The 18,437-nt window shown below is 64.3% G+C and carries 14 protein-coding genes and 4 pseudogenes; 12 read left to right on the top strand and 6 right to left on the bottom strand.

What is annotated here, in order from left to right:
- Positions 1-120: 120 nt before the first annotated feature.
- Positions 121-835, bottom strand: a pseudogene (locus tag AC1DYU_RS01830) (IS5 family transposase).
- Positions 836-1,333: 498 nt separating this feature from the next.
- On the opposite strand from AC1DYU_RS01830, the gene AC1DYU_RS01825 reads away from it, so the two are divergent.
- The 5 genes from AC1DYU_RS01825 (at position 1,334) to AC1DYU_RS01805 (ending at position 6,456) form a co-directional block, all read left to right on the top strand.
- Positions 1,334-2,737, top strand: coding sequence for an FAD-binding oxidoreductase (locus AC1DYU_RS01825; RefSeq protein ID WP_476790156.1), 1,404 nt, complete (start codon positions 1,334-1,336; stop codon positions 2,735-2,737).
- Positions 2,737-3,270, top strand: a complete 534-nt coding sequence (locus tag AC1DYU_RS01820) for a TRAP transporter small permease (RefSeq protein WP_476790155.1) — start codon at positions 2,737-2,739, stop codon at positions 3,268-3,270. Before AC1DYU_RS01825 ends, AC1DYU_RS01820 begins: the two co-directional genes overlap by 1 nt.
- The gene (locus tag AC1DYU_RS01815; RefSeq protein WP_476790154.1) at positions 3,267-4,550 is read left to right on the top strand and encodes a TRAP transporter large permease; all 1,284 of its coding nucleotides are present in this window, start codon (positions 3,267-3,269) and stop codon (positions 4,548-4,550) included. The genes AC1DYU_RS01820 and AC1DYU_RS01815 overlap by 4 nt, the downstream gene beginning before the upstream one ends.
- Positions 4,551-4,603: 53 nt before the next feature.
- Complete coding sequence (locus AC1DYU_RS01810) at positions 4,604-5,644, top strand: TRAP transporter substrate-binding protein (RefSeq protein WP_476790153.1); 1,041 nt, start codon at positions 4,604-4,606, stop codon at positions 5,642-5,644.
- 149 nt (positions 5,645-5,793) lie between these two features.
- Entirely contained in the window at positions 5,794-6,456 is a 663-nt protein-coding gene (locus AC1DYU_RS01805; protein WP_476790152.1) for a GntR family transcriptional regulator, read from the top strand.
- Positions 6,457-6,732: 276 nt separating this feature from the next.
- Here AC1DYU_RS01805 and AC1DYU_RS01800 read toward each other — a convergent pair.
- The 4 genes and pseudogenes from AC1DYU_RS01800 to aroQ form a co-directional block, all read right to left on the bottom strand.
- Positions 6,733-7,095: pseudogene (locus AC1DYU_RS01800) on the bottom strand (shikimate dehydrogenase family protein); the annotation flags it as partial.
- A gap of 40 nt (positions 7,096-7,135) precedes the next feature.
- Positions 7,136-8,158 carry a Gfo/Idh/MocA family protein gene (locus AC1DYU_RS01795; protein WP_476790151.1) on the bottom strand — a complete coding sequence of 341 codons (1,023 nt, stop codon included), beginning with the start codon at positions 8,156-8,158 and terminating at the stop codon, positions 7,136-7,138.
- Between the two features lie 12 nt (positions 8,159-8,170).
- Complete coding sequence (locus AC1DYU_RS01790) at positions 8,171-9,205, bottom strand: Gfo/Idh/MocA family protein (RefSeq protein ID WP_476790150.1); 1,035 nt, start codon at positions 9,203-9,205, stop codon at positions 8,171-8,173.
- Positions 9,206-9,249: 44 nt separating this feature from the next.
- Positions 9,250-9,699 (bottom strand): type II 3-dehydroquinate dehydratase, encoded by a 450-nt coding sequence (gene aroQ / locus AC1DYU_RS01785; RefSeq protein WP_476790697.1) that lies wholly within the window; start codon positions 9,697-9,699, stop codon positions 9,250-9,252.
- 85 nt (positions 9,700-9,784) lie between these two features.
- Here aroQ and AC1DYU_RS01780 point away from each other — a divergent pair.
- Positions 9,785-10,198: pseudogene (locus AC1DYU_RS01780) on the top strand (aldolase/citrate lyase family protein); the annotation flags it as partial.
- A 32-nt stretch (positions 10,199-10,230) separates the two neighbouring features.
- Here AC1DYU_RS01780 and AC1DYU_RS01775 read toward each other — a convergent pair.
- Positions 10,231-10,668: pseudogene (locus AC1DYU_RS01775) on the bottom strand (aldo/keto reductase).
- Between the two features lie 510 nt (positions 10,669-11,178).
- Between AC1DYU_RS01775 and AC1DYU_RS01770 the strand changes: the two are divergent.
- The 6 genes from AC1DYU_RS01770 to arfA all read left to right on the top strand — a co-directional run bounded on the left by AC1DYU_RS01770 (position 11,179) and on the right by arfA (position 18,429).
- Positions 11,179-13,080: an ABC transporter substrate-binding protein gene (locus tag AC1DYU_RS01770; protein ID WP_476790149.1), complete on the top strand. Its 1,902-nt coding sequence runs from the start codon at positions 11,179-11,181 to the stop codon at positions 13,078-13,080.
- A 100-nt stretch (positions 13,081-13,180) separates the two neighbouring features.
- Positions 13,181-14,185: an ABC transporter permease gene (locus AC1DYU_RS01765; RefSeq protein WP_476790148.1), complete on the top strand. Its 1,005-nt coding sequence runs from the start codon at positions 13,181-13,183 to the stop codon at positions 14,183-14,185.
- Complete coding sequence (locus AC1DYU_RS01760; protein ID WP_158483047.1) at positions 14,185-15,048, top strand: ABC transporter permease; 864 nt, start codon at positions 14,185-14,187, stop codon at positions 15,046-15,048. Before AC1DYU_RS01765 ends, AC1DYU_RS01760 begins: the two co-directional genes overlap by 1 nt.
- Positions 15,045-16,055, top strand: a complete 1,011-nt coding sequence (locus AC1DYU_RS01755; protein WP_476790147.1) for an ABC transporter ATP-binding protein — start codon at positions 15,045-15,047, stop codon at positions 16,053-16,055. The genes AC1DYU_RS01760 and AC1DYU_RS01755 overlap by 4 nt, the downstream gene beginning before the upstream one ends.
- On the top strand, positions 16,052-16,897 hold the full coding sequence (locus AC1DYU_RS01750; protein WP_476790146.1) for an ABC transporter ATP-binding protein: 846 nt from the start codon (positions 16,052-16,054) through the stop codon (positions 16,895-16,897). Before AC1DYU_RS01755 ends, AC1DYU_RS01750 begins: the two co-directional genes overlap by 4 nt.
- The gene (arfA, locus tag AC1DYU_RS01745) at positions 16,894-18,429 is read left to right on the top strand and encodes an arabinosylfuranosidase ArfA (protein ID WP_476790145.1); all 1,536 of its coding nucleotides are present in this window, start codon (positions 16,894-16,896) and stop codon (positions 18,427-18,429) included. Before AC1DYU_RS01750 ends, arfA begins: the two co-directional genes overlap by 4 nt.
- Positions 18,430-18,437: the final 8 nt, after the last annotated feature.

The following is an 18,437-nucleotide window of genomic DNA, read 5'->3' as shown; positions in this document are numbered from 1 at the left end:
TCACGCTTCGATCTGAATTACCTCTGAAATGACGGGTTTACGAATTTGCTCCGCCCTGTCCGACCGCTGTCCGACGGGTGGTAAAAAGCAAATGCACGTCGTCGGCACTAGGGTCGAGACTCATAACCAGTAGCTGACGGTTGCGGCGATGCAGACGGCTGCGAGGAAGTTGACGGCGTTGCGGTCGTATCGGGTTGCGACGCGGCGGAAATCCTTGAGGCGGCAGAACATGCGCTCGATGGCGTTTCGGTCGCGGTAGAGGACCGGCGAGAAGCAGTTCTTCCAGCGCCGGTTGGCCTTGGGCGGGATATTAGGCCTCGTGCCGCTCTCCTCGACCTGCCGGCGGATGGCGTTGCTGTCGTAGCCCTTGTCACCATGGATGAGGCGGGCGGGCGGCATCTGCTTCAGCAGAGCCGATCCCGCCGTGCAATCAGCGACTTGGCCTCCGGTGAGCAGGAAGGCGATGGGCCGGCAGTCGCGATCGGCCAGCGCGTGGATCTTGGTCGTGCGCCCGCCGCGCGAGCGGCCGATGGCTTGGTTGCGCTCCCCCCTTTTCCACCCGAGGCCGAGCGGTGCGCCTTCACGGCAGAGGAGTCGATGAGCACCTGGGCCGGGGGACCGCCAGCGCTTGCCAGAGCATGGAAGAGATCGATCCAGACGCCCTTGGCGGCCCAGCGGACGTAGCGGTTGTGAGATGCGTCTTGCGTGGCCCATAGTCAGGCGGCGCATCGATCCACCGCCCGCCAGACTTCAAGACATGGACGATGCCGCTGATCACACGGCGGTCGTCAACACGCGGCTTGCCACGCGTATCCGTCGGCAGATGCGGCTCCATCCGCGCAAATTACGCGTCCGTGAGCCAGAAACGATCCCGATTCATCCGTGCTTCCTCCTGGAAGCCGTGAATCACGCCGAGCCGGCGATGCCAACCACTTTATGGGTCCGAGCCCTAGCTCTCGCTCACCATCGCCTTCTCGCAGGGCCGGCCGAGTGCTCGAAGGCGTCTCGCGGCAGATCGCTGTCGAAGGGGTCAGCCGACGACGAACTCGGCCGGCCGGGGGTGGACAGCGCCATCGTCAGTTGTCACGCGCTTCGGGCAGCTCGATCCGCCGTGGCGGCCTCGGCAGCGTAACGGTCTTGCCGAGCATGTCGACGATGGCAAGGACCGCCGATAGCCGAACCGGCGGCGTTCGTTGGTAAGCCCCTTGAGGCGCGTCCTGACGTCGTATCAGCGCCGGAACAGGTCCTGGCGGAGCGCCTCCTTGACGGCATGCAGCTTGTCCGTTTACATGATGTGCCTTACATACAAGAGAATGATCGCGCGATGCATGCGATGAATCAATCCCGGCGTGCGGAGGATGTGCTCAAGGACCTGAAGGCCGGACTCGGGGCGCAAGCCGTCTTGATCGGAGCCGATGTCCCTGCGCGCAACTACAACGACTGGAGCGTTCAGCTCCCCTGCCGGCCTTTGGCCGTCGTGCGGCCCGTGGATGCGGCAGGAGTTTCCCAGGCGATCGCCGCATGTCGGGCGGCGGGCCTGCCCTTCGTGCCGCAGGGCGGCATGACCGGGCTGTGCGGCGGCGCGACGCCCGAAGCGGGTTGGGTCGCGATCTCGCTTGAGCGCATGACCGGCATCGAGGAGATCGACGCGGCCAGCGCCACGATGACGGTGAGAGCCGGCACACCGCTGGAGGCGATCCAGAACGCGGCCGATGCGGCCGGCTTCCTGTTCCCGCTTGATCTCGGCTCGCGCGGCTCCTGCGCGATCGGCGGCAATCTCTCGACCAATGCCGGCGGCAACCGGGTCATCCGCTACGGCATGACGCGCGAGCTCGTGCTCGGGCTCGAGGTCGTGCTGGCCGACGGCACGGTCGTCACCAATCTGAATAAGCTGCTGAAGAACAATGCCGGCTATGATCTGAAGCACCTCTTCATCGGCTCGGAGGGCACGCTCGGCATCATCACCCGCGTCGTGCTGCGGCTGTTCCCGAAGCCGCGCTCGACCATGGCCGCGCTTTGCACGCTCGCCGACTACGATGCCGTCGTGACGCTGCTTAGCGGGGCGCGAGAGGGGCTGGGGCCGATCTTGTCGGCCTTCGAGGTGATGTGGCCGGATTATTGGCAAGTCGTAACGGAGCGCGTTGGCGTGCGGGCTCCGGTCGGCGCCGGGCATGGCTTTTATGTGCTAGTCGAGACGCATGGCTCCGACGAGGCAGCCGATAGCACTCGCTTCGAGGCTTGGCTCGAGGGCATGATGGAGCGCGGCGTTCTTGCCGACGCGGCCATCGCCCAGTCACATGCGCAGACGCTAGCCTTCTGGCAGGTGCGCGACGCTTGCGCCGAATTCGGCCAGGCGCTCGGCCCGCATGTCTCCTACGACATCGGCCTCGTCGTGGCGCGCATGGACGCTTTCGTGACGCGCTGCAAGGCGGCGCTGAGTGCGGGCATTCCCGGCTGCGACAGCGTCTATTACGGGCATATCGGCGACGGCAACCTGCATCTGGTCGCCTGGGTGCCGGGGCTCTCCATCGAGCAGCAGCCCAAGGCTGCGATGGATGCGATCATCTACGGCCTCGTCCGCGAGATGGGCGGCAGCGTTTCGGCCGAGCACGGCATCGGAACGATGAAGAAACAATGGCTCGGCCATGCCCGCAGCGAGCCGGAAATCGCGCTGATGCGGACGCTGAAAGCAGCGCTCGATCCCGACAACCTGCTCAACCCCGGCAAGGTGATCTGATGCTGGCGCGCGGCTACAAACTCGTCGAGGCGCTGCTGGCTCTGCTGCTGCTGGCGATGGTGCTGATGGTCTTCGGCAATGTCGTGCTGCGCTATGTCTTCAATTCCGGCATCGTTGTCTCGGAAGAGCTGTCGCGCTTCTGTTTTGTCTGGTTGACCTTCATCGGTGCGGTCGTCGCCATGCGCGACGGCACGCATCTGGGCATGGACGCTGTGCTGCGGGCCCTGTCGCGGCGCGGCCAGCTGATCTGCTTTGCGCTCAGCCAATGCCTGATCCTGGCCTGCTGCATCATGCTGTTCTGGGGCACCTGGCGCCAGCACGAGATCAACGCCACGACGGCGGCGCCCGTGACCGGACTGCCGATGATCTGGGTCTTCGGCGTCGCCTATGTCTCCGCGCTCGGCATCGGCCTGCATACGCTCGCCAAGCTCTGGCGGGTCGCGATCGGCAAGATCCGGGACGATGAGCTGATCGACATCAGCGAGAGCGAAGAAATCCCGCACGCGCCAGGCCACAAGGAGGCGCGTCCATGACCGTCGTCGTCTTTACGGCCTCGCTGCTGGGCGCCATGGCGCTCGGTATGCCGATCGCGTTCGCGCTGCTGGTCTGCGCGGTGGCGCTGATGCTGATGCAGGGCAATGTCGACACCACGATCCTGTCGCAGAAGCTGATCGAGGGCGCCGACAGCTTTCCCCTGCTCGCCATCCCCTTCTTCATGCTGGCCGGCGAATTGATGAATGCGGGCGGTATCTCCAAGCGCATCGTCACCTTCGCGCTCGCCTTCGTCGGTCATGTCCGCGGCGGGCTCGGCTTCGTTGCGATCTTCGCCTCGGTGGTGATGGCGGCGATCTCGGGCAGCGCGGCGGCCGATGCAGCCGCAATCGGCGCGCTGTTGATCCCGATGATGCGCAAGGCCGGCTACGACGTGCCTCGCTCGGCCGGGCTGATCGCGGCCGGCGGCGTGATCGCCCCGGTCATCCCACCCTCGATCGGCCTGATTGTCTTCGGCGTCATCGCCAATGTCTCGATCGGCAAGCTCTTCCTCGCCGGCATCGTGCCCGGGCTGATGATGGGCCTCTCGCTGGTCGTCGCCTGGGCCTGGGTGGCGCGGCGCGACAAGGTTGCGATGCTGCCGCGCCAGGGCTGGGGTTTGCGCCTGCGCGCCGGCCTCGACGGGATCTGGGCGCTGCTGATGCCGCTCGGCATCATCGGCGGCATGAAGTTCGGCATCTTCACGCCGACCGAGGCGGGCGTCGCGGCCTGCGTCTACGCTTTCGTCATCGGCGCTTTCGTCTATCGCGAATTGCCGCTGCGCCAGCTCTATCCGATCCTGGTCCAGGCGGCGAAGAGCACCTCGGTCGTGGTCTTCCTGATTGCGACCGCGCTGATCTCGGCCTGGCTGATCACCATGTCGGAGTTGCCCGCCCAGGTCTCGGCGATGCTGAGCCCGTTCATGCACAACAAGATCCTGTTGATGTTCGTCATCATGGCGATCGTGGTGGTCGTCGGCACGGCGCTCGATTTCGCGCCGACGCTGATGATCCTGACGCCGGTGCTGATGCCGGTGATCAAGCAGGCCGGCATCGACCCGGTCTATTTCGGCGTCCTCTTCATCATGAACAACGCCATCGGACTGATCACGCCGCCGGTCGGCATCGTGCTGAACGTGATGTGCGGCGTCGCCAACATCTCGATGAACGACCTGATGAAAGGGCTGTGGCCGTTTCTGTGGGCGGAGCTGATCGTGCTGTTCCTGCTCGTGCTGTTCCCGGAACTGGTGATGGTTCCGCTCGCCTGGCTGACGAGCCGCTGATCGAGGCACCCGCAAGAACAAGACGCCTGCACAACAAAGGGAGGAAACAAGAAATGTCCAAGCCTGTCGAAACGTCCAATACCATCATCAAGACTCTGCTGCCCGCCACGCTGATCGCGGCAGCGCTGTTTGCCGGCGCGCAGCCGGCGAGCGCCCAGTTCCAGGATCGCAATTTCCGCGTCTCGAACGGCGTCAGCAAGGAACACCCCATGGGCAACGGCCTTGCCGCCATGGGCGCCTGCACGCTGGCGAAATCCGGCGGCAAGATGAAGATCCAGCCCTTCTGGGATGGCGCGCTCGGCAACGACCTGACAGCGACGCAGAGCGTGCGAACCGGCTCGCTCGACATGGTGCTGACCTCGACCGCGCCGCTGACCTCGATCATTCCCGCGCTTGGCGTGTTCGACCTGCCGTTCCTGTTCAACGACGAGAAGGAGGCCGACCAACTGCTCGACGGCAAGACCGGCGCCTGGTTCTCCGACAAGCTGCCGGCCGTGGGCGTCGTCAACCTCTCCTGGTGGGAAAACGGCTTCCGGCACACCACCAATTCGCGCCGGCCGATCACCAAGGCCGAGGATTTCCAGGGCGTGAAGATGCGGGTGATGCAGAACACCATCTTCATCGACACCTTCAAGGAGCTCGGCAGCAACGCCGTGCCGTTGGCGTTCTCGGAGGTCTATTCGGCGCTGGAGACCAAGACCGTCGACGGACAGGAAAACCCCTACAACAACATCGAGAACATGAAATTCTACGAGGTGCAGAAGTATCTGACCCTGACCAAGCACGCCTACAGCCCGACGCTGGTGCTGTTCTCCAAGAAAATCTGGGACGGGCTCTCGCCGGCAGAGCAAAGCGTGCTGAAGGAATGCGCGGCGGTCGGCCAGGCCGAGCAGCGCAAGGTCAACCGGGTGAAGTCAGACGAAAGCCTCGCCAACCTCAAGGCGAGCGGCATGCAGGTCAACGAGATCTCGCCGGCCGAGACCCTGCGCGTGCGCGACAAGCTCAAGGTTATTTATGAGCGTCATTCCGCCTCGATCGGCCGCGAGGCGCTCGATCTCGTGCTCGGCGACCTGAAGCGGATCAGGGGCAGCTGAGCCCGCGCGAAGGGCGTCGCCTGCTACTTTCCGGCGTGACCGGGCTGGCCTAAGAGGTCTTGGACGGAACCGTGGCTGTGCCGTTGCAGCCACGGACCGCCCGAGGCATTTCAGACGACGCTTTCCGTCGCAGCGTCCGGAACAAAGGCATGCAGTCGTTCAAGCTCGATCCACGCAAGTCGCTGGCCCAGAAGGTCGTCGGGCGGCTGCGCCAGGCGATCATCGAGGGCGAGCTGCCGCTCGGTGCAATCATCGCTGAGGAGACGCTGGCGCAGTCCTTCGGCGTCAGCCGGACGCCGGTGCGCGAAGCGCTGAACCAGCTGCAATTGCAGGGGCTGGTGGTGATCAGGCCTCAGGTCGGCAGCTTCGTCTTCAGCCCCGACGCCGAGGACATCGCCACGATCTGCCAGTTCCGGATCATCCTCGAACCGAAGGCGGCCGAACTCGCCCATCATCATGACCCGGACGCCGCCGTCGCCGAGATCGGAGCGGCCATCGCCGACATGGAGCGAGCCCTGAAAGCCAGGGACAATGTCGCCTATGGCCATGCCGACACGGCCTTCCACGAGGCCTTCTTCAACCATTGCGGCAATCGCTATCTGCAGGAATCCTATCGGCTCGTGGGCGGCCGGATCGCGGCGCTGCGGACCAACCTCAGTGCGCCGATCGACGTGCAGACACCGCGGTCCTTCGAGGAGCATCGATCGCTGCTGCGCTTCTTCGAGGCCGGCGACTTCGCTGGGCTCGAAACGTTGATGACCTCGCATATCAACGGTTCGGGCCAGACCTATGCGAACGCACTCCTCGGCTGAACGCGCGAACTGCGATGCCGGTCGCGATAGGCACGCAGCGCCTGCTCGGCCGAGGCAGCACCAAGCTTCAGCCTGAGATATCCGAGAGTTCTGCGAACCGGTCGATGGCTCGCGCCCAATGATCAGCCGGGACGTGACGCTCCAGGCTGAACTCGTAGAACAGCGCCTCTTGCGCCACTTGCCGCTCGCCCATTATCGCGCCGCCCTCTGCCCAAAGACGACTGAATCAGAACTTCGTACCCGAGGCAACGACGACTTTATCAACGGTATCCGCCAGCGTCCCTTGCGCACGGCACCGCGGACGAACCCCTCACCGTCGAACATATCGCCGACGAGCGTTCCGTTTGGCCCCAGGCGGATCGCATTGCACGAACCGGCGATCTTCGCCGTCGTCAGCACCTCGTCGAGCAGCGCGATCGTCGTGATCTTGTGCGGCATGGTGACGAGCGCGCCATGGATGTTGGAGAGCCTGAACAGAAGCTTGAGAAAGGCCGGATAATCCCGCGCCTTGCATCCCATCGGGACCACGACGGCATCAATGCCGTGTTTTTCGAAATAGGGATTGTAGATCATCGGCGCCCGAAAGGATTCGGTCGGGTGGCCGAGATGAGCGATGAGCTTCGTGGTGCCGCGGATCATGGGAACGGTGCTTTCAGGGGATGGGAATGCGCGCTCCGGATCAGACTTCGATCCTGATGGCCGTGCCAGAGCGAGCGCTCAGCGCGATCGCGTCGAGCGTCAGCGCGATATCTATGGACTGGGCCGGCGTCGCGCCCGTCCAATGCGCTTCGCCTTGAGTGACGAGGCGCTGAAACGACTCGACTTCGGCCAGGAAGCCGTTGCCGGGCGGGACCTCGATGATCTCGGGCACGGCAGCGACTGTTGTGCCGCGCCTGATCGTCAGGATCGGTGGCCCGCCGGCAGGCGGATGGTTGAGATATGTTGTCTCGATCGTGCCTCGATCGCCCGCAATCAGGGCGTGGCGGTGATAGGCCGTGGCGAAGCTGCTGGAGACCTGGGCGAGAGCGCCGCCGGGAAATTCGAGCGTCGCCGCGACGCTCATGTCGACGCCAGTCTCGCTCCACCGCGCGACTGCGCTGACCCGATCAGGACGCTCACCGGCGACGAGCAGAGCGAGGCTGACGGCGTAGCTGCCTACGTCGAGCAGGGAGCCCCCGCCAACCTCTGGCTTCAGGCGGATGTTGGCCGGGTCCGAGAAGGCAACACCGAAGCTCGACCGGATCAGCTGGACCTTGCCGATGGCGCCTTCCTTCAGCAATGCGCTGAGCTTCAGCGTTTGCGCCTGGGCCCGGTAGGGATAGGCCTCCACGAGATGGCGCCCAGCCTGGCGCGCCGCGGCGAACATGGCCCGCGCCTCGGCGGCATTCATCGCCAGCGGCTTCTCGCAGAGTACATGCTTGCCGGCCTCTAAGGCCCGGATCGACCATTCGGCATGGAGTGAATTCGGCAGCGGATTGTAGATCGCGTCGATCTCCGGATCAGCGAGCAAGGCATCATAGGAGCCGTGGAACCTGGGAATGCCGCATTCCTGCGCGAAGCGCTCGGCCTTCCCCGCGTCTCGGCTGGCGACGGCTACCACTGTCACAGCTTGTGAGGAGGCGACGCCGCTGGTGAACGCGCGGGCGATGTTGGCAGCCCCCAGCACGCCGAGGCGCAGTGGCCGAGAGATCGGGTCATTCATGATACATGTCCTTCAATCGATCGTGACCATCGTGCCACTGGCGGCCGATCGCTTGACGGCGTCGATGACCTTCAGCGTGTTGAGACCCTCACGGCCCGAGACGATCGGCGTCGCGGAGCCTCGTATGACTTCGCAGAAGTGCCGGATCTGGACCTTGAGCGGATCGTCTGGAGCGTAGGGTACGCGCTCGCTGACCAACGGTTCCCACCAACTGCGTTTCCCCGAGTTGGACCAGAGCTCGAGTTGCGGGATCGTCAGGGAGCCGTGCGGCCCACCGATATGGTAGCAGGACTGGTCCTGCTCCGGATAAGCGGGATTCTCGCCCGTCGTCATCTCCCAACTCCACGGCGCCACGACGGAATCCGACACGTTGACCGTGCCGAGCGCGCCGCTCGCGAACCGCAGCAGGATGACCGCCGTCTCCTCGACGGCGTTGCCGCGAACGGCGTTGGATTCATGGGCCTGGACCGAGACGATCTCGCCGCACAAATAGCGGAACAGGTCGATGTCGTGGATCAGGTTCAGGAATACCGGGCCGGCGCCAGCTTCCCGCCGCCAGCCGATGTCGAAGTAGTCGTCCGGTTTCATCAGCCAGAATTGGCCAGCGAGCGCGAGAATGGTGCCAAGCCGCCCGGAGTCGACGATCTCCTTCGCCTTCCGGATCAACGGGTTATAGCGACGGTGATGACCTACGAGCAGGGGAACGCCTGCCTTCTCCGCAGCCTCGACCAAGGCAGTCGCGCCTGCGACGTCGTCTGCGATCGGCTTCTCGACGATGACGGGCACCCCGGCGGCGACCACCTCCAGGCCGTTTTGGACGTGAAGCTGATTGGGCGTCGCGATGATGATGCCGTCAGGCTTGCTGGTCGCCGCGAGCTCGTCAAAGCTCGCATACCAGCGCGTGCCGAGCCTCTCGGCGAGATCGCGCCCGATTGTCGAGGGGTCGATGATCGCCGAGAGGTTGATGCCTGGTTCCACCGCGACGTGTTCGGCATGGCGTTTGCCAATCAGACCGGCGCCCATCACCGCGAGGTTCACGAGGGTCATGCCATCGCCCTTTGTCCGATCGCCTCATCCGATCCCATCGGCGGTCAGGCCGCCTTGCCATCAATGATCTGTCCGGCCCGTCGCAGCCCCAGCGCGTAGCCCTGGGTGCCGCAGCCGGCGATGACCCCATCGGCGCGCAGCGATACGTAGGAGTGGTGGCGGAAGGCCTCGCGCTTGTGGACGTTCGAGATGTGCACCTCGATGACGGCCCCTTCGAACGTGTTGAGCGCGTCGAGGATGGCAAGCGATGTGTGCGTGAAGGCGGCGGGGTTGATGACGATGCCGGCCGCCTCTTCGCGGGCGGCATGGATCCAGTCGATGACCTCGTACTCCCGGTTGCTCTGGTAGAACTTGATCTCAAGCTTCAGTTCGCTCGCTAGTGCTCGGCATTCCGCCTCGACATCAGCAAGTGTGACGTGGCCGTAGATCTCCGGCTGGCGCTTGCCGAGCAGGTTCAGGTTGGGTCCGTTGAGGATGTATACGAGGCGGCTCATCATGGGCTCCGGACTGGATGTAGTGGATCAGTGTTGACGCAGGATTTCGCCGAGGAACTTCTTGGTCCGGGCGTGCGTGGGGGTGGTTCGCGGCGTCTCCGGCGTGACGCGGGCGACACGGTTCGGCCGCGTCGCAAACTACGGCAAGCGCGCGGAGGAAGAGCTCTGCCTGCTGGTCCAGGTCGAGACGCAGGAAGCGCTCGACAATCTTGAAGCCATCGCCTCGGTCGATGGGGTGGACGGCGTCTTCATTGGCCCCGCCGATCTTGCCGCCAGCCTCGGCCATATCGGCCAGCCCGGCCATCCCGACGTGGCAGCGCTGATCGAGAGCGCCATCGCCCGGATCAAGGCCACGGGGAAACCCGCCGGCATTCTGACGCCCGACAACGCTTTCGCCGCGCGCTGCATCGAACTCGGGACGCTCTTCACCGCCGTCGGCGTCGATGCCGCGATGCTGGTCAAGGCGACCGAAGCACTGGCGAAGCAATTCAAGGCATGAGACGAAGCGCAGCCTTTCGACCCGCGCATCTCTCACTCGTATCCCGACAGGAGATGGGGCGTGTAGAGTTCCTCGAGAGAATGGACCTCGCTGGTGCTGAGCGTCACATCCATGGCCGCCAGTGCATCGTCAAGCTGGCTCATCTTCGTCGCGCCAACGACAGGAGCCGTGACCCCCTTCTTGTGGAGCAGCCAAGCCAGCGCGATCTGCGCGCGTGAAATGCCGCGCGCTTCCGCGATCTCGCCAACGCGGCCGACGACCATGCGGTCCGCCTCCTGGGCCTTCGCGTAGAAGACCTTCCCGACCTCATCGGCCGCGGCGCGGGCCGTGGACGGCGTATCCTCCCAGGGGCGGGTCAACCGCCCTCATGCAAGCGGTGACCAAGGGACGACGCCTATCCCTTCCGAGATGCAGAGCGGGAACATCTCCCCCTCCTCCTCGCGGTAGAGAAGGTTCAGATGGTTCTGCATCGAGACGAAGCGCGCCCAGCCGTGCTGGCGCTGCAGCCCAGCGCCTTCATGAACTGCCACGCGTACATCGAGGATGCGCCGATATAGCGAGCCTTGCCTGCACGAACGATCCTGGCTTTAGATTCGTCCAAACGACACCGGCCAATGTTCGTCGCGGGGACATCACGAATGCATCGGTCGCGGTGAGCCTTCTGAAGCCTTATAGGTAGGCAGAAGAAGTCTTGGCTACGTAGGAGCGAGCGAGATCGGCGCGCGCCTTTTTTAGGGAAGACGGTCTCGAAGCTCCTGAAAGAGGAGAGGTGTACAGGCCTGAAGCCACACTGTTCCCGCGCTGTGCCGACCCGATTCGTTCACTAGCAGTCGCACAGATTTTCTCGTGAAATCAATTGCTTACCATATCAATATCTAACCTTCTGATATAGATCACATCTGTCGTTGCCCTGTTATTGGGCACCACATAAGCTCCCGGATACGAAGGGCGATAAACGCCCCGTTTTCAGGGAGGTGACGATGACGCGTTTACGCGCCTGGCTGCTTGCGGCTGCGCTGCTTGCGCTCGCAATACCGTTCTCGCCGACGCCTGCAACAGCCCAGGGCATTCCGCAGAACATTCCGCGGAAGGAACTCCTGATCCTCGAGAACCCGGAAGGGACGATCAAGAACGCCGGCTGGTTCAACATCTGGGCGATCAACGCCGGCAGCCAGTCCAACGGGCTGCAACAGGCGGCGCTCGACACCCTCTGGTACATCGACCCCGAGAAAGGCCTCGACGGCCCCTGGTACAATTCGCTCGCCGCCGACAAGCCTGTTTACAATGCCGACTTCACGGAGATGCGGGTCAAGCTCCGGCGCGGTCTGTTCTGGAGCGACGGCGTGGAGTTCAGTTCCGCCGACGTCAAGGCCACGGTCGACATCCAGGTCAAGAACGCAAACATGCGCTTCTCCGCCGTGCTGGCGAACAACGTCGCCTCTGTCGAGGCGCCCGACGCCGAAACGGTGATCTTCAAGCTGAAGAAGCCGAATTCCCGCTTCCACACCAATTTCACGGTGCGTTGGGGGGCGGTCTGGATCCTGCCGAAACACGTCTTCGACAAGGTCGAGGACCCCGCGAAGTTCGACTTCAACAAGCCGGTCACGCTCGGCGCCTATACGCTGCACTCCTTCGACCCCGACGGAAAATGGTACATCTGGCAATTGCGCGAGGATTGGCAGCGCACCTCGCTCGGCAGCCTCGGCAAGCCCGGGCCGAAATACCTCGCCTATGTCGATCCCGGCCCACCCGACAAGCGCGTCATCGCCCAGCTCAACCATGAGCTCGACGTCATCCATGACATCGCACCCGAGGGCATGTTCACGCTGGCGAAGCAGGACAAGGGCACGCGCGCCTGGTTCAAGGGCTTTCCCTATGGCCATCCGGACCCGACCCTGCCGGCAGTCATCTTCAATACCCAGAACGAGAACCTCAAGAACCGCGACGTGCGCTGGGCGCTGGCGCTGATGATCGACGTCAAAGCGGTGTCGATGGCGGCCTATCGCGGCGCCGCGACCATCTCGGCGATCGCCGTGCCGCCGACCGGCATCCATCCGGAGGCCTATCACAAGCCGATGGAGGCCTGGCTCAAGGATTTCGAGATCGATACCGGCAAGAGCAAGGTCAAGCCTTACGACCCGACGGTCGGCAAGCAGATCGCCGAGATGCTGCGTCCGTCGATGGGTGATCAGATTCCTTCCGATCCGGCGGTGATCGGCAATTCCTTCGGCCTCGGCTGGTGGAAGACCAATGTCGCGGCGGCCGGCGAATTGCTGACGCGCGCCGGTTTCCGCAAACAAGGCAACCAGTGGATGACACCGGACGGCAAGCCCTTCGTGGTCCGGCTGATGGTCGAGGGCGATCTGCGGCCGGTGATGACGCGCGCCGGCACGATGATCGTGCAGCAATGGAAGCAGGCCGGCATCGATGCGCGCATCGACGTCGCGCAGGGCACGCTGGTAACGCGGCGCGCAGCCGGCGATTTCGACAGCTTCATCGGCTGGAGCGTCGAGACCTGGGGCGGACATCAGGACTTGTCCTATTTCATGGACAGCTGGCATTCCCAGTTCGTCGCCGAGCCCGGCAAGCCGCAGCCGTTGCGCAACTGGCAGCGCTGGACGCATCCGGAACTCGACAAGATCATCGAAGATATCCGCAAGATCGACTTCGACGATCCCAAGGGTGTCGAGCTCGGCCGCGACTACGTCAAGCTGATGACGCGCGAAATGCCGATTATCCCGCTGATGGCCTACAATGTCTTCACCGCGATGGATCAGACCTACTGGACCGGCTACCCGACCTCCGATGATCCCTACGCGAACCCGGTCACGAACTGGGGCAACTCCCGCTACATGTTCATACGGCTGAAGCCGGCGAACTGAACGGGCCCGGGCCGCTTCTCGGAGGCGGCCCGACCTTCCTTGCGAGGATAATCACCAGCCGGCGGCGCACTGCCCGGGCCGGTCGAGCTTTCGGGATCGCATGAACGCTTATCTTGCCTATTTCGCGAAACGGCTGGTCCAGTTCGTCGTGGTCGTCTTCATCGGCGTCAACCTCGCCTTCGTGATCACCCATGCCTCGCCGATCGACCCGGTCGAGCAGTCGATCGCGGCTGTGACGTCCTTCGGCAGCACCGCTCCCGAGGCGATCGCGGCGATGCGCTCCTCGCTACAGGAACTCTACGGGCTCAAGGGGACGCTGGCCGAACAGTACGTCACCTTCTGGAGCCGGGTCCTGCGCGGCGATTTCGGCCCCTCCCTCTCCGCCTTCCCGACGCCGGTCTCGAGCCTGATCGGCCGGGCGCTGCCCTGGACGGCCGGTCTGCTGATCGTCTCGACGCTGATCACCTGGGTTCTGGGCAATCTGCTCGGCGGGCTCGCCGGCTACTACCAGCGCAACCGCACGCTCAAACTCATGGGTGTGGTGGCCATGGGCGTCCACCCGATCCCCTACTACATCGTCGCGCTGATGCTGCTCATCATCTTCGGCTTCCTCTGGCCGGTGCTGCCGATCACCGGCGGCTCGGCGATGAACCTGCAGCAGGGCTGGAACTGGCCCTTCGTCTCGAGCGTCGCCCGGCATTCGATCCTGCCGGCGCTCTCTCTCATCCTGATCGGGCTCGGCAGCTGGTTTCTCGGCATGCGCTCGCTGGTCTCGAACATCGTGACCGAGGACTACGTCGTCTATGCCGAGACCGCCGGCCTCGACAGCCGCCGGGTGCTCGGCTCCTACGTCATGCGCAATGCGCTGGCGCCGCAGGTGACCGGGCTCGCCATGTCGCTCGGCGGCATCTTCAACGGAGCTGTGATCACCGAGAAAGTCTTCGGCTATCCCGGCGTCGGCACCCTCCTCGTCGACGCGGTCTATGCCGGCGACTACGGGCTCGTGCTCGGTGTCACCACCGTCTCGATCATCGCCGTCTCGGTCGGGGTGCTGGTCATCGACCTGCTCTACCCGCTGATCGACCCGCGCGTGGAGCTGCGCTGATGCTGGCCATTCTGCGCGACCTGATCCGCTACAATCTGGAGTTCCGGATCGGGCTGTTTCTTGTCTCCATCGTGGTGGTGATGGCGGCGCTCTCCGTCGTCTCGCCCTATCCGGCAGGCGACGTCTATGTCGTGCCGCCCGACCTGCCGCCGTCCACCGCCCATTGGTTAGGGACGACCTCGCGCGGACAGGACGTGTTCTGGCAACTCACGGCGGCGATCCGCAACACGCTCTTCTTTGGCATCATGGTCGCGGCGCTGTCGCGGGTGATCGCGCTCGTCGTCGGGCTGCTCGCCGGCTACAGCGGCGGCTGGATCGACCGGGTGCTGATGTCGATCAACGACACCTTCATCATCATCCCGCTCTTCCCGATTCTGATCCTGTTCTATTTCGTGCTGCGCGATTCGATGTCGACGCCGCTGCTCGCCACCATCATGGCTTGCCTCGGCTGGGCCTATGACGCCCGCCTGATCCGCTCGGTCGCGCTCAGCCTCAAGACGCGCGAATTCACCCAGACGAGCATCTTCTCGGGCATGAAGACGCACGAGATCCTGGCGCGCGAGCATCTGCCCTATGTGCTGCCGATCGTGTTCTCGACCACGATGAACAACATGAACTGGTCGATCGGCATCGAGGTCACCCTCGCGGTCCTCGGCTTCACCGACATCAACACGCCGACCATCGGCGGGATGATCTACTGGGCCAACCAGCACACGGCGCTGGTCGCCGGCATCTGGTGGTGGATCGCTTTTCCGATCGGGCTCGTGGTGATGACCTTCGTCGGCCTCTTCCTGCTCGCCGTCTCGATGAACGAGTACATCGACCCGCGCAGCCGTCTGGCCCGGATGGGAGGCGGGCGATGAGCGGCGCGGCCGAGCAGGCGCCGGTGCTGCAGGTCCGCGACCTGCAGGCGCATTTCCGCACCCATTATTTTGGCGTCAACCGCGAGGTCAGGGCGGTGGACGGCGTCAGCTTCGACGTAAACCGCAACGAGATCTATGGCCTTGCGGGAGAGTCCAGTTCCGGCAAGACGACGCTGATCAAGACGATCGCCGGGCTGCTGAAGCCGCCGCTCGAAATGGTCGGCGGCTCGGCCCGCTTCTCCTTTTTGCCTGACTGGGACGCGGTTGGGCGGGCGCCGCCGGAAGTCGTGCGCGCCATCCGCTGGCGGCACCTCTCCTACATCATGCAAGGCTCGATGAACGTGCTGAACCCGCTCAGGCGGATCAAGCACAGCTTCCGCGATTTCGCCTGGCGCCATCTCGGTGGCAGCAAGGCCGAGTTCGACTTGAGGGCGGCGGCGCATCTCGAGCGCGTCAAGCTCGATCCTTCCGTGCTCGCCGCCTATCCGCACGAGCTTTCCGGCGGCATGCGCCAGCGCGTCACCATCGCGCTCGCGACGATCTGCAAGCCGGAGTTCATCATCGCCGACGAGCCGACGACGGCGCTCGACGTCGTCGTGCAGAAGGACGTGCTGGGGATGATCCGCACGATCCAGCAGGAGATGGGATCGAGCGTGCTGTTCATCACGCACGACATGGGCGTGCACGCGGCCCTGACCGACAAGCTCGGCATCATGTATGCGGGGCGGCTGGTCGAGGATGGCGAGACGCCCGAGATTTTCGCGCGCCCGCTGCATCCCTATACGCGCCACCTGATCGGGAGCCTGCCGCGCATCGGCGATACCGAGCAGCGCGAGGGCCTGGAAGGCACGCCGCCCAACCTCGCCGCCCCGCCACCGGGCTGCCGCTTCCACCCGCGCTGCCCGCTCGCCATGTCAGTCTGCACGACGACCGTGCCGGCCATGATCGAGACGCTGTCCGGCCATCGCGTCGCCTGTCACGCGGTCAATCCGGGGATGGCGGCATGAGCGCGCTCCTCGATCTTGACCGGGTCAGCAAGAGCTTCTCGCGCGGCGGGCTGTTCTCGACGCAACGCGTCGATGCGGTGAAGGAGGTGAGCTTCGCCCTCGAAGCGGACAAGCCCGAGATCTTCACCGTGATCGGCGAGTCGGGGTCGGGCAAGTCGACCCTGGCGCGGATGATTCTCGGCATCCATACGCCGAGCTCCGGCCAAGTCAGGCTCGGGGGACGCGATGTCACAACCTACGACCGCCGCGCCTTCATGGCCGAGATCCAGCCCATCTTCCAGAATCCATTCGAGGCGTTCAACCCGCTCAAGCAGCTCGACCGATATCTGTTCATGACCGCCGAACGCTTCGGCGGCACCTCGGGCAAGACCGCGGCCGAGGAGCAGGCCGACGTGGCGCTCAGACAGGTCGGACTGTCGCTCGCCGAAATCAGGGGGCGGTTCCCGCATGAGCTTTCCGGTGGTCAACTCCAGCGCGTCGCCATCGCCCGCGCTCTTGTCGCCAAGCCTCGCCTGATCATCGCCGACGAGCCAGTCTCGATGGTCGATGCCTCGCTGCGCATGTCGATCGTCAACCTGTTCGGCCGGCTGCGCGACGAGCTCGGCCTGTCGATCGTCTACATCACCCACGACCTCGCCACCGCCTACTACATCAGCGACCGGCTGATCATCATGCAGAAGGGCGTGGTGGTCGAGCAGGGGCCGGCGCGCGCCGTGCTCTCGGCGCCCACGCATCCCTATTCCCGCCAACTCCGCGACGCCGTGCTCACGCCCGACAGCGCCGGAGCCTTCCGCGCCATCCATTCACGCCAAGCGGTTGCAACACCCGGAGTCTCCTCATGAGAAAAGCCAGCATCACCTTCGACCGCGCCTTCGCCATCGGCGACACCGATCCGCGGCTCTTCGGCGCCTTCGTCGAGCATCTGGGCCGCTGCGTCTATGGCGGCATCTACGAGCCCGGACATCCCACCGCCGACAAGCGCGGCTTCCGCAAGGACGTGCTCGAGCTCGTCAAGGAGCTCGGCCCGACGATCATGCGCTATCCCGGCGGCAATTTCGTCTCCGGCTACAATTGGGAGGACGGGGTCGGTCCGGTCAAGGATCGGCCGGCCCGGCTCGATCTCGCCTGGTTCACCACCGAGCCCAACAGCTTCGGCACCAACGAGTTCATGGACTGGTGCCGGGCGGCGAAGACCGAGCCCATGCTCGCCGTCAATCTCGGCACCCGCAACGGCGACGCAGCGCGCAATCTCGTCGAATACTGCAACCACCCCGGCGGCACGGCCTGGTCGGATCTGCGCATCAAGCACGGCTGGAAGAAGCCGCATGACGTGAAGTTCTGGTGCCTCGGCAACGAGGTCGATGGCCCCTGGCAGATGGAGCACAAGACGGCCACGGAATACGGGCGCGTCGCGCATGAAGCGGCGAAGATGATGCGCTGGATCGATCCGTCGATCGAGCTCGCCGCCTGCGGATCCTCGGGTCGCAACATGCCGACCTATGGCCGCTGGGAAGACGAGGTGCTGGAGCACACCTTCGATCAGGTCGAATTCATCTCGCTGCACACCTATTTCAACAACTATGCCGGCGATACCAAGGCCTTCCTCGCCAGCCCCGACCTGATGGACCAGTTCATCGAGGAAGTCGTCGCGATCTCGGACGCTGTCGCGGCGCGGCGACGCTCCGACAAGCGCATCATGCTGAGCTTCGACGAATGGAACGTCTGGTACCGCACCCGTCGCGTCAGAGCGGATCGCGTCAAGGAGGGCTGGCCGGTAGCGCCGCCGATCCTCGAGGAGATCTATTCGATGGAGGACGCGCTTGTCTTCGGCGGAGCCTGCATCTCACTTCTCAACCATGCCGACCGGGTAAAGGCCGCCTGCCTCGCGCAGCTCGTCAACGTCATCGCGCCGATCATGACCGAGACCGGCGGCCCGGCCTGGCGGCAGACGATCTTCTGGCCCTTCGCCCAGATGAGCCGGCTCGGCCGCGGCAGCGTGCTCAAGGCCATCGTCAAATCCGAAAGCTACCAGGCCTCCTATTTCGATCCGCGCGGCAAGCAGGACCTCTACTATCCGATTGAAGCGCCCTATCTGAAGGCGTCGGTGGTCAGCGACGACAAAGGCGTCTCGCTCTTCCTGCTCAACCGCGATCTGGAAGGCGGCCTTGACGTCACGGTCAATGCGCGCGGCTTCGGCAAGCTCAAGGTCACCGAGGCGACCGAGTTGCGCCACAGCGATCTGAAGGCGGCCAACAGCAAGAAGGAGCCGCTCAAGGTCAAACCGGCGACATTGAAGGGTATCTCGACCAAATCGGATGAGATCACCTTGGAATTGCAACCGGCGTCGTGGAATGTGATCAGGCTCGAAAGCTGACAGAACGG

This window comes from Allobosea sp. P2_B12 (assembly GCF_056404835.1).
Note: the sequence above shows the minus strand (reverse complement) of the source record. Positions and strands in the feature narration are given on the sequence as shown.

Coding starts and splice junctions, on each gene's coding strand:
- AC1DYU_RS01825 (WP_476790156.1), top strand. CDS start 1,334: ATGAATCAATCCCGGCGTGCGGAGGATGTGCTCAAGGACCTGAAGGCC.
- AC1DYU_RS01820 (WP_476790155.1), top strand. CDS start 2,737: ATGCTGGCGCGCGGCTACAAACTCGTCGAGGCGCTGCTGGCTCTGCTG.
- AC1DYU_RS01815 (WP_476790154.1), top strand. CDS start 3,267: ATGACCGTCGTCGTCTTTACGGCCTCGCTGCTGGGCGCCATGGCGCTC.
- AC1DYU_RS01810 (WP_476790153.1), top strand. CDS start 4,604: ATGTCCAAGCCTGTCGAAACGTCCAATACCATCATCAAGACTCTGCTG.
- AC1DYU_RS01805 (WP_476790152.1), top strand. CDS start 5,794: ATGCAGTCGTTCAAGCTCGATCCACGCAAGTCGCTGGCCCAGAAGGTC.
- AC1DYU_RS01795 (WP_476790151.1), bottom strand. CDS start 8,158: ATGAATGACCCGATCTCTCGGCCACTGCGCCTCGGCGTGCTGGGGGCT.
- AC1DYU_RS01790 (WP_476790150.1), bottom strand. CDS start 9,205: ATGACCCTCGTGAACCTCGCGGTGATGGGCGCCGGTCTGATTGGCAAA.
- aroQ (WP_476790697.1), bottom strand. CDS start 9,699: ATGAGCCGCCTCGTATACATCCTCAACGGACCCAACCTGAACCTGCTC.
- AC1DYU_RS01770 (WP_476790149.1), top strand. CDS start 11,179: ATGACGCGTTTACGCGCCTGGCTGCTTGCGGCTGCGCTGCTTGCGCTC.
- AC1DYU_RS01765 (WP_476790148.1), top strand. CDS start 13,181: ATGAACGCTTATCTTGCCTATTTCGCGAAACGGCTGGTCCAGTTCGTC.
- AC1DYU_RS01760 (WP_158483047.1), top strand. CDS start 14,185: ATGCTGGCCATTCTGCGCGACCTGATCCGCTACAATCTGGAGTTCCGG.
- AC1DYU_RS01755 (WP_476790147.1), top strand. CDS start 15,045: ATGAGCGGCGCGGCCGAGCAGGCGCCGGTGCTGCAGGTCCGCGACCTG.
- AC1DYU_RS01750 (WP_476790146.1), top strand. CDS start 16,052: ATGAGCGCGCTCCTCGATCTTGACCGGGTCAGCAAGAGCTTCTCGCGC.
- arfA (WP_476790145.1), top strand. CDS start 16,894: ATGAGAAAAGCCAGCATCACCTTCGACCGCGCCTTCGCCATCGGCGAC.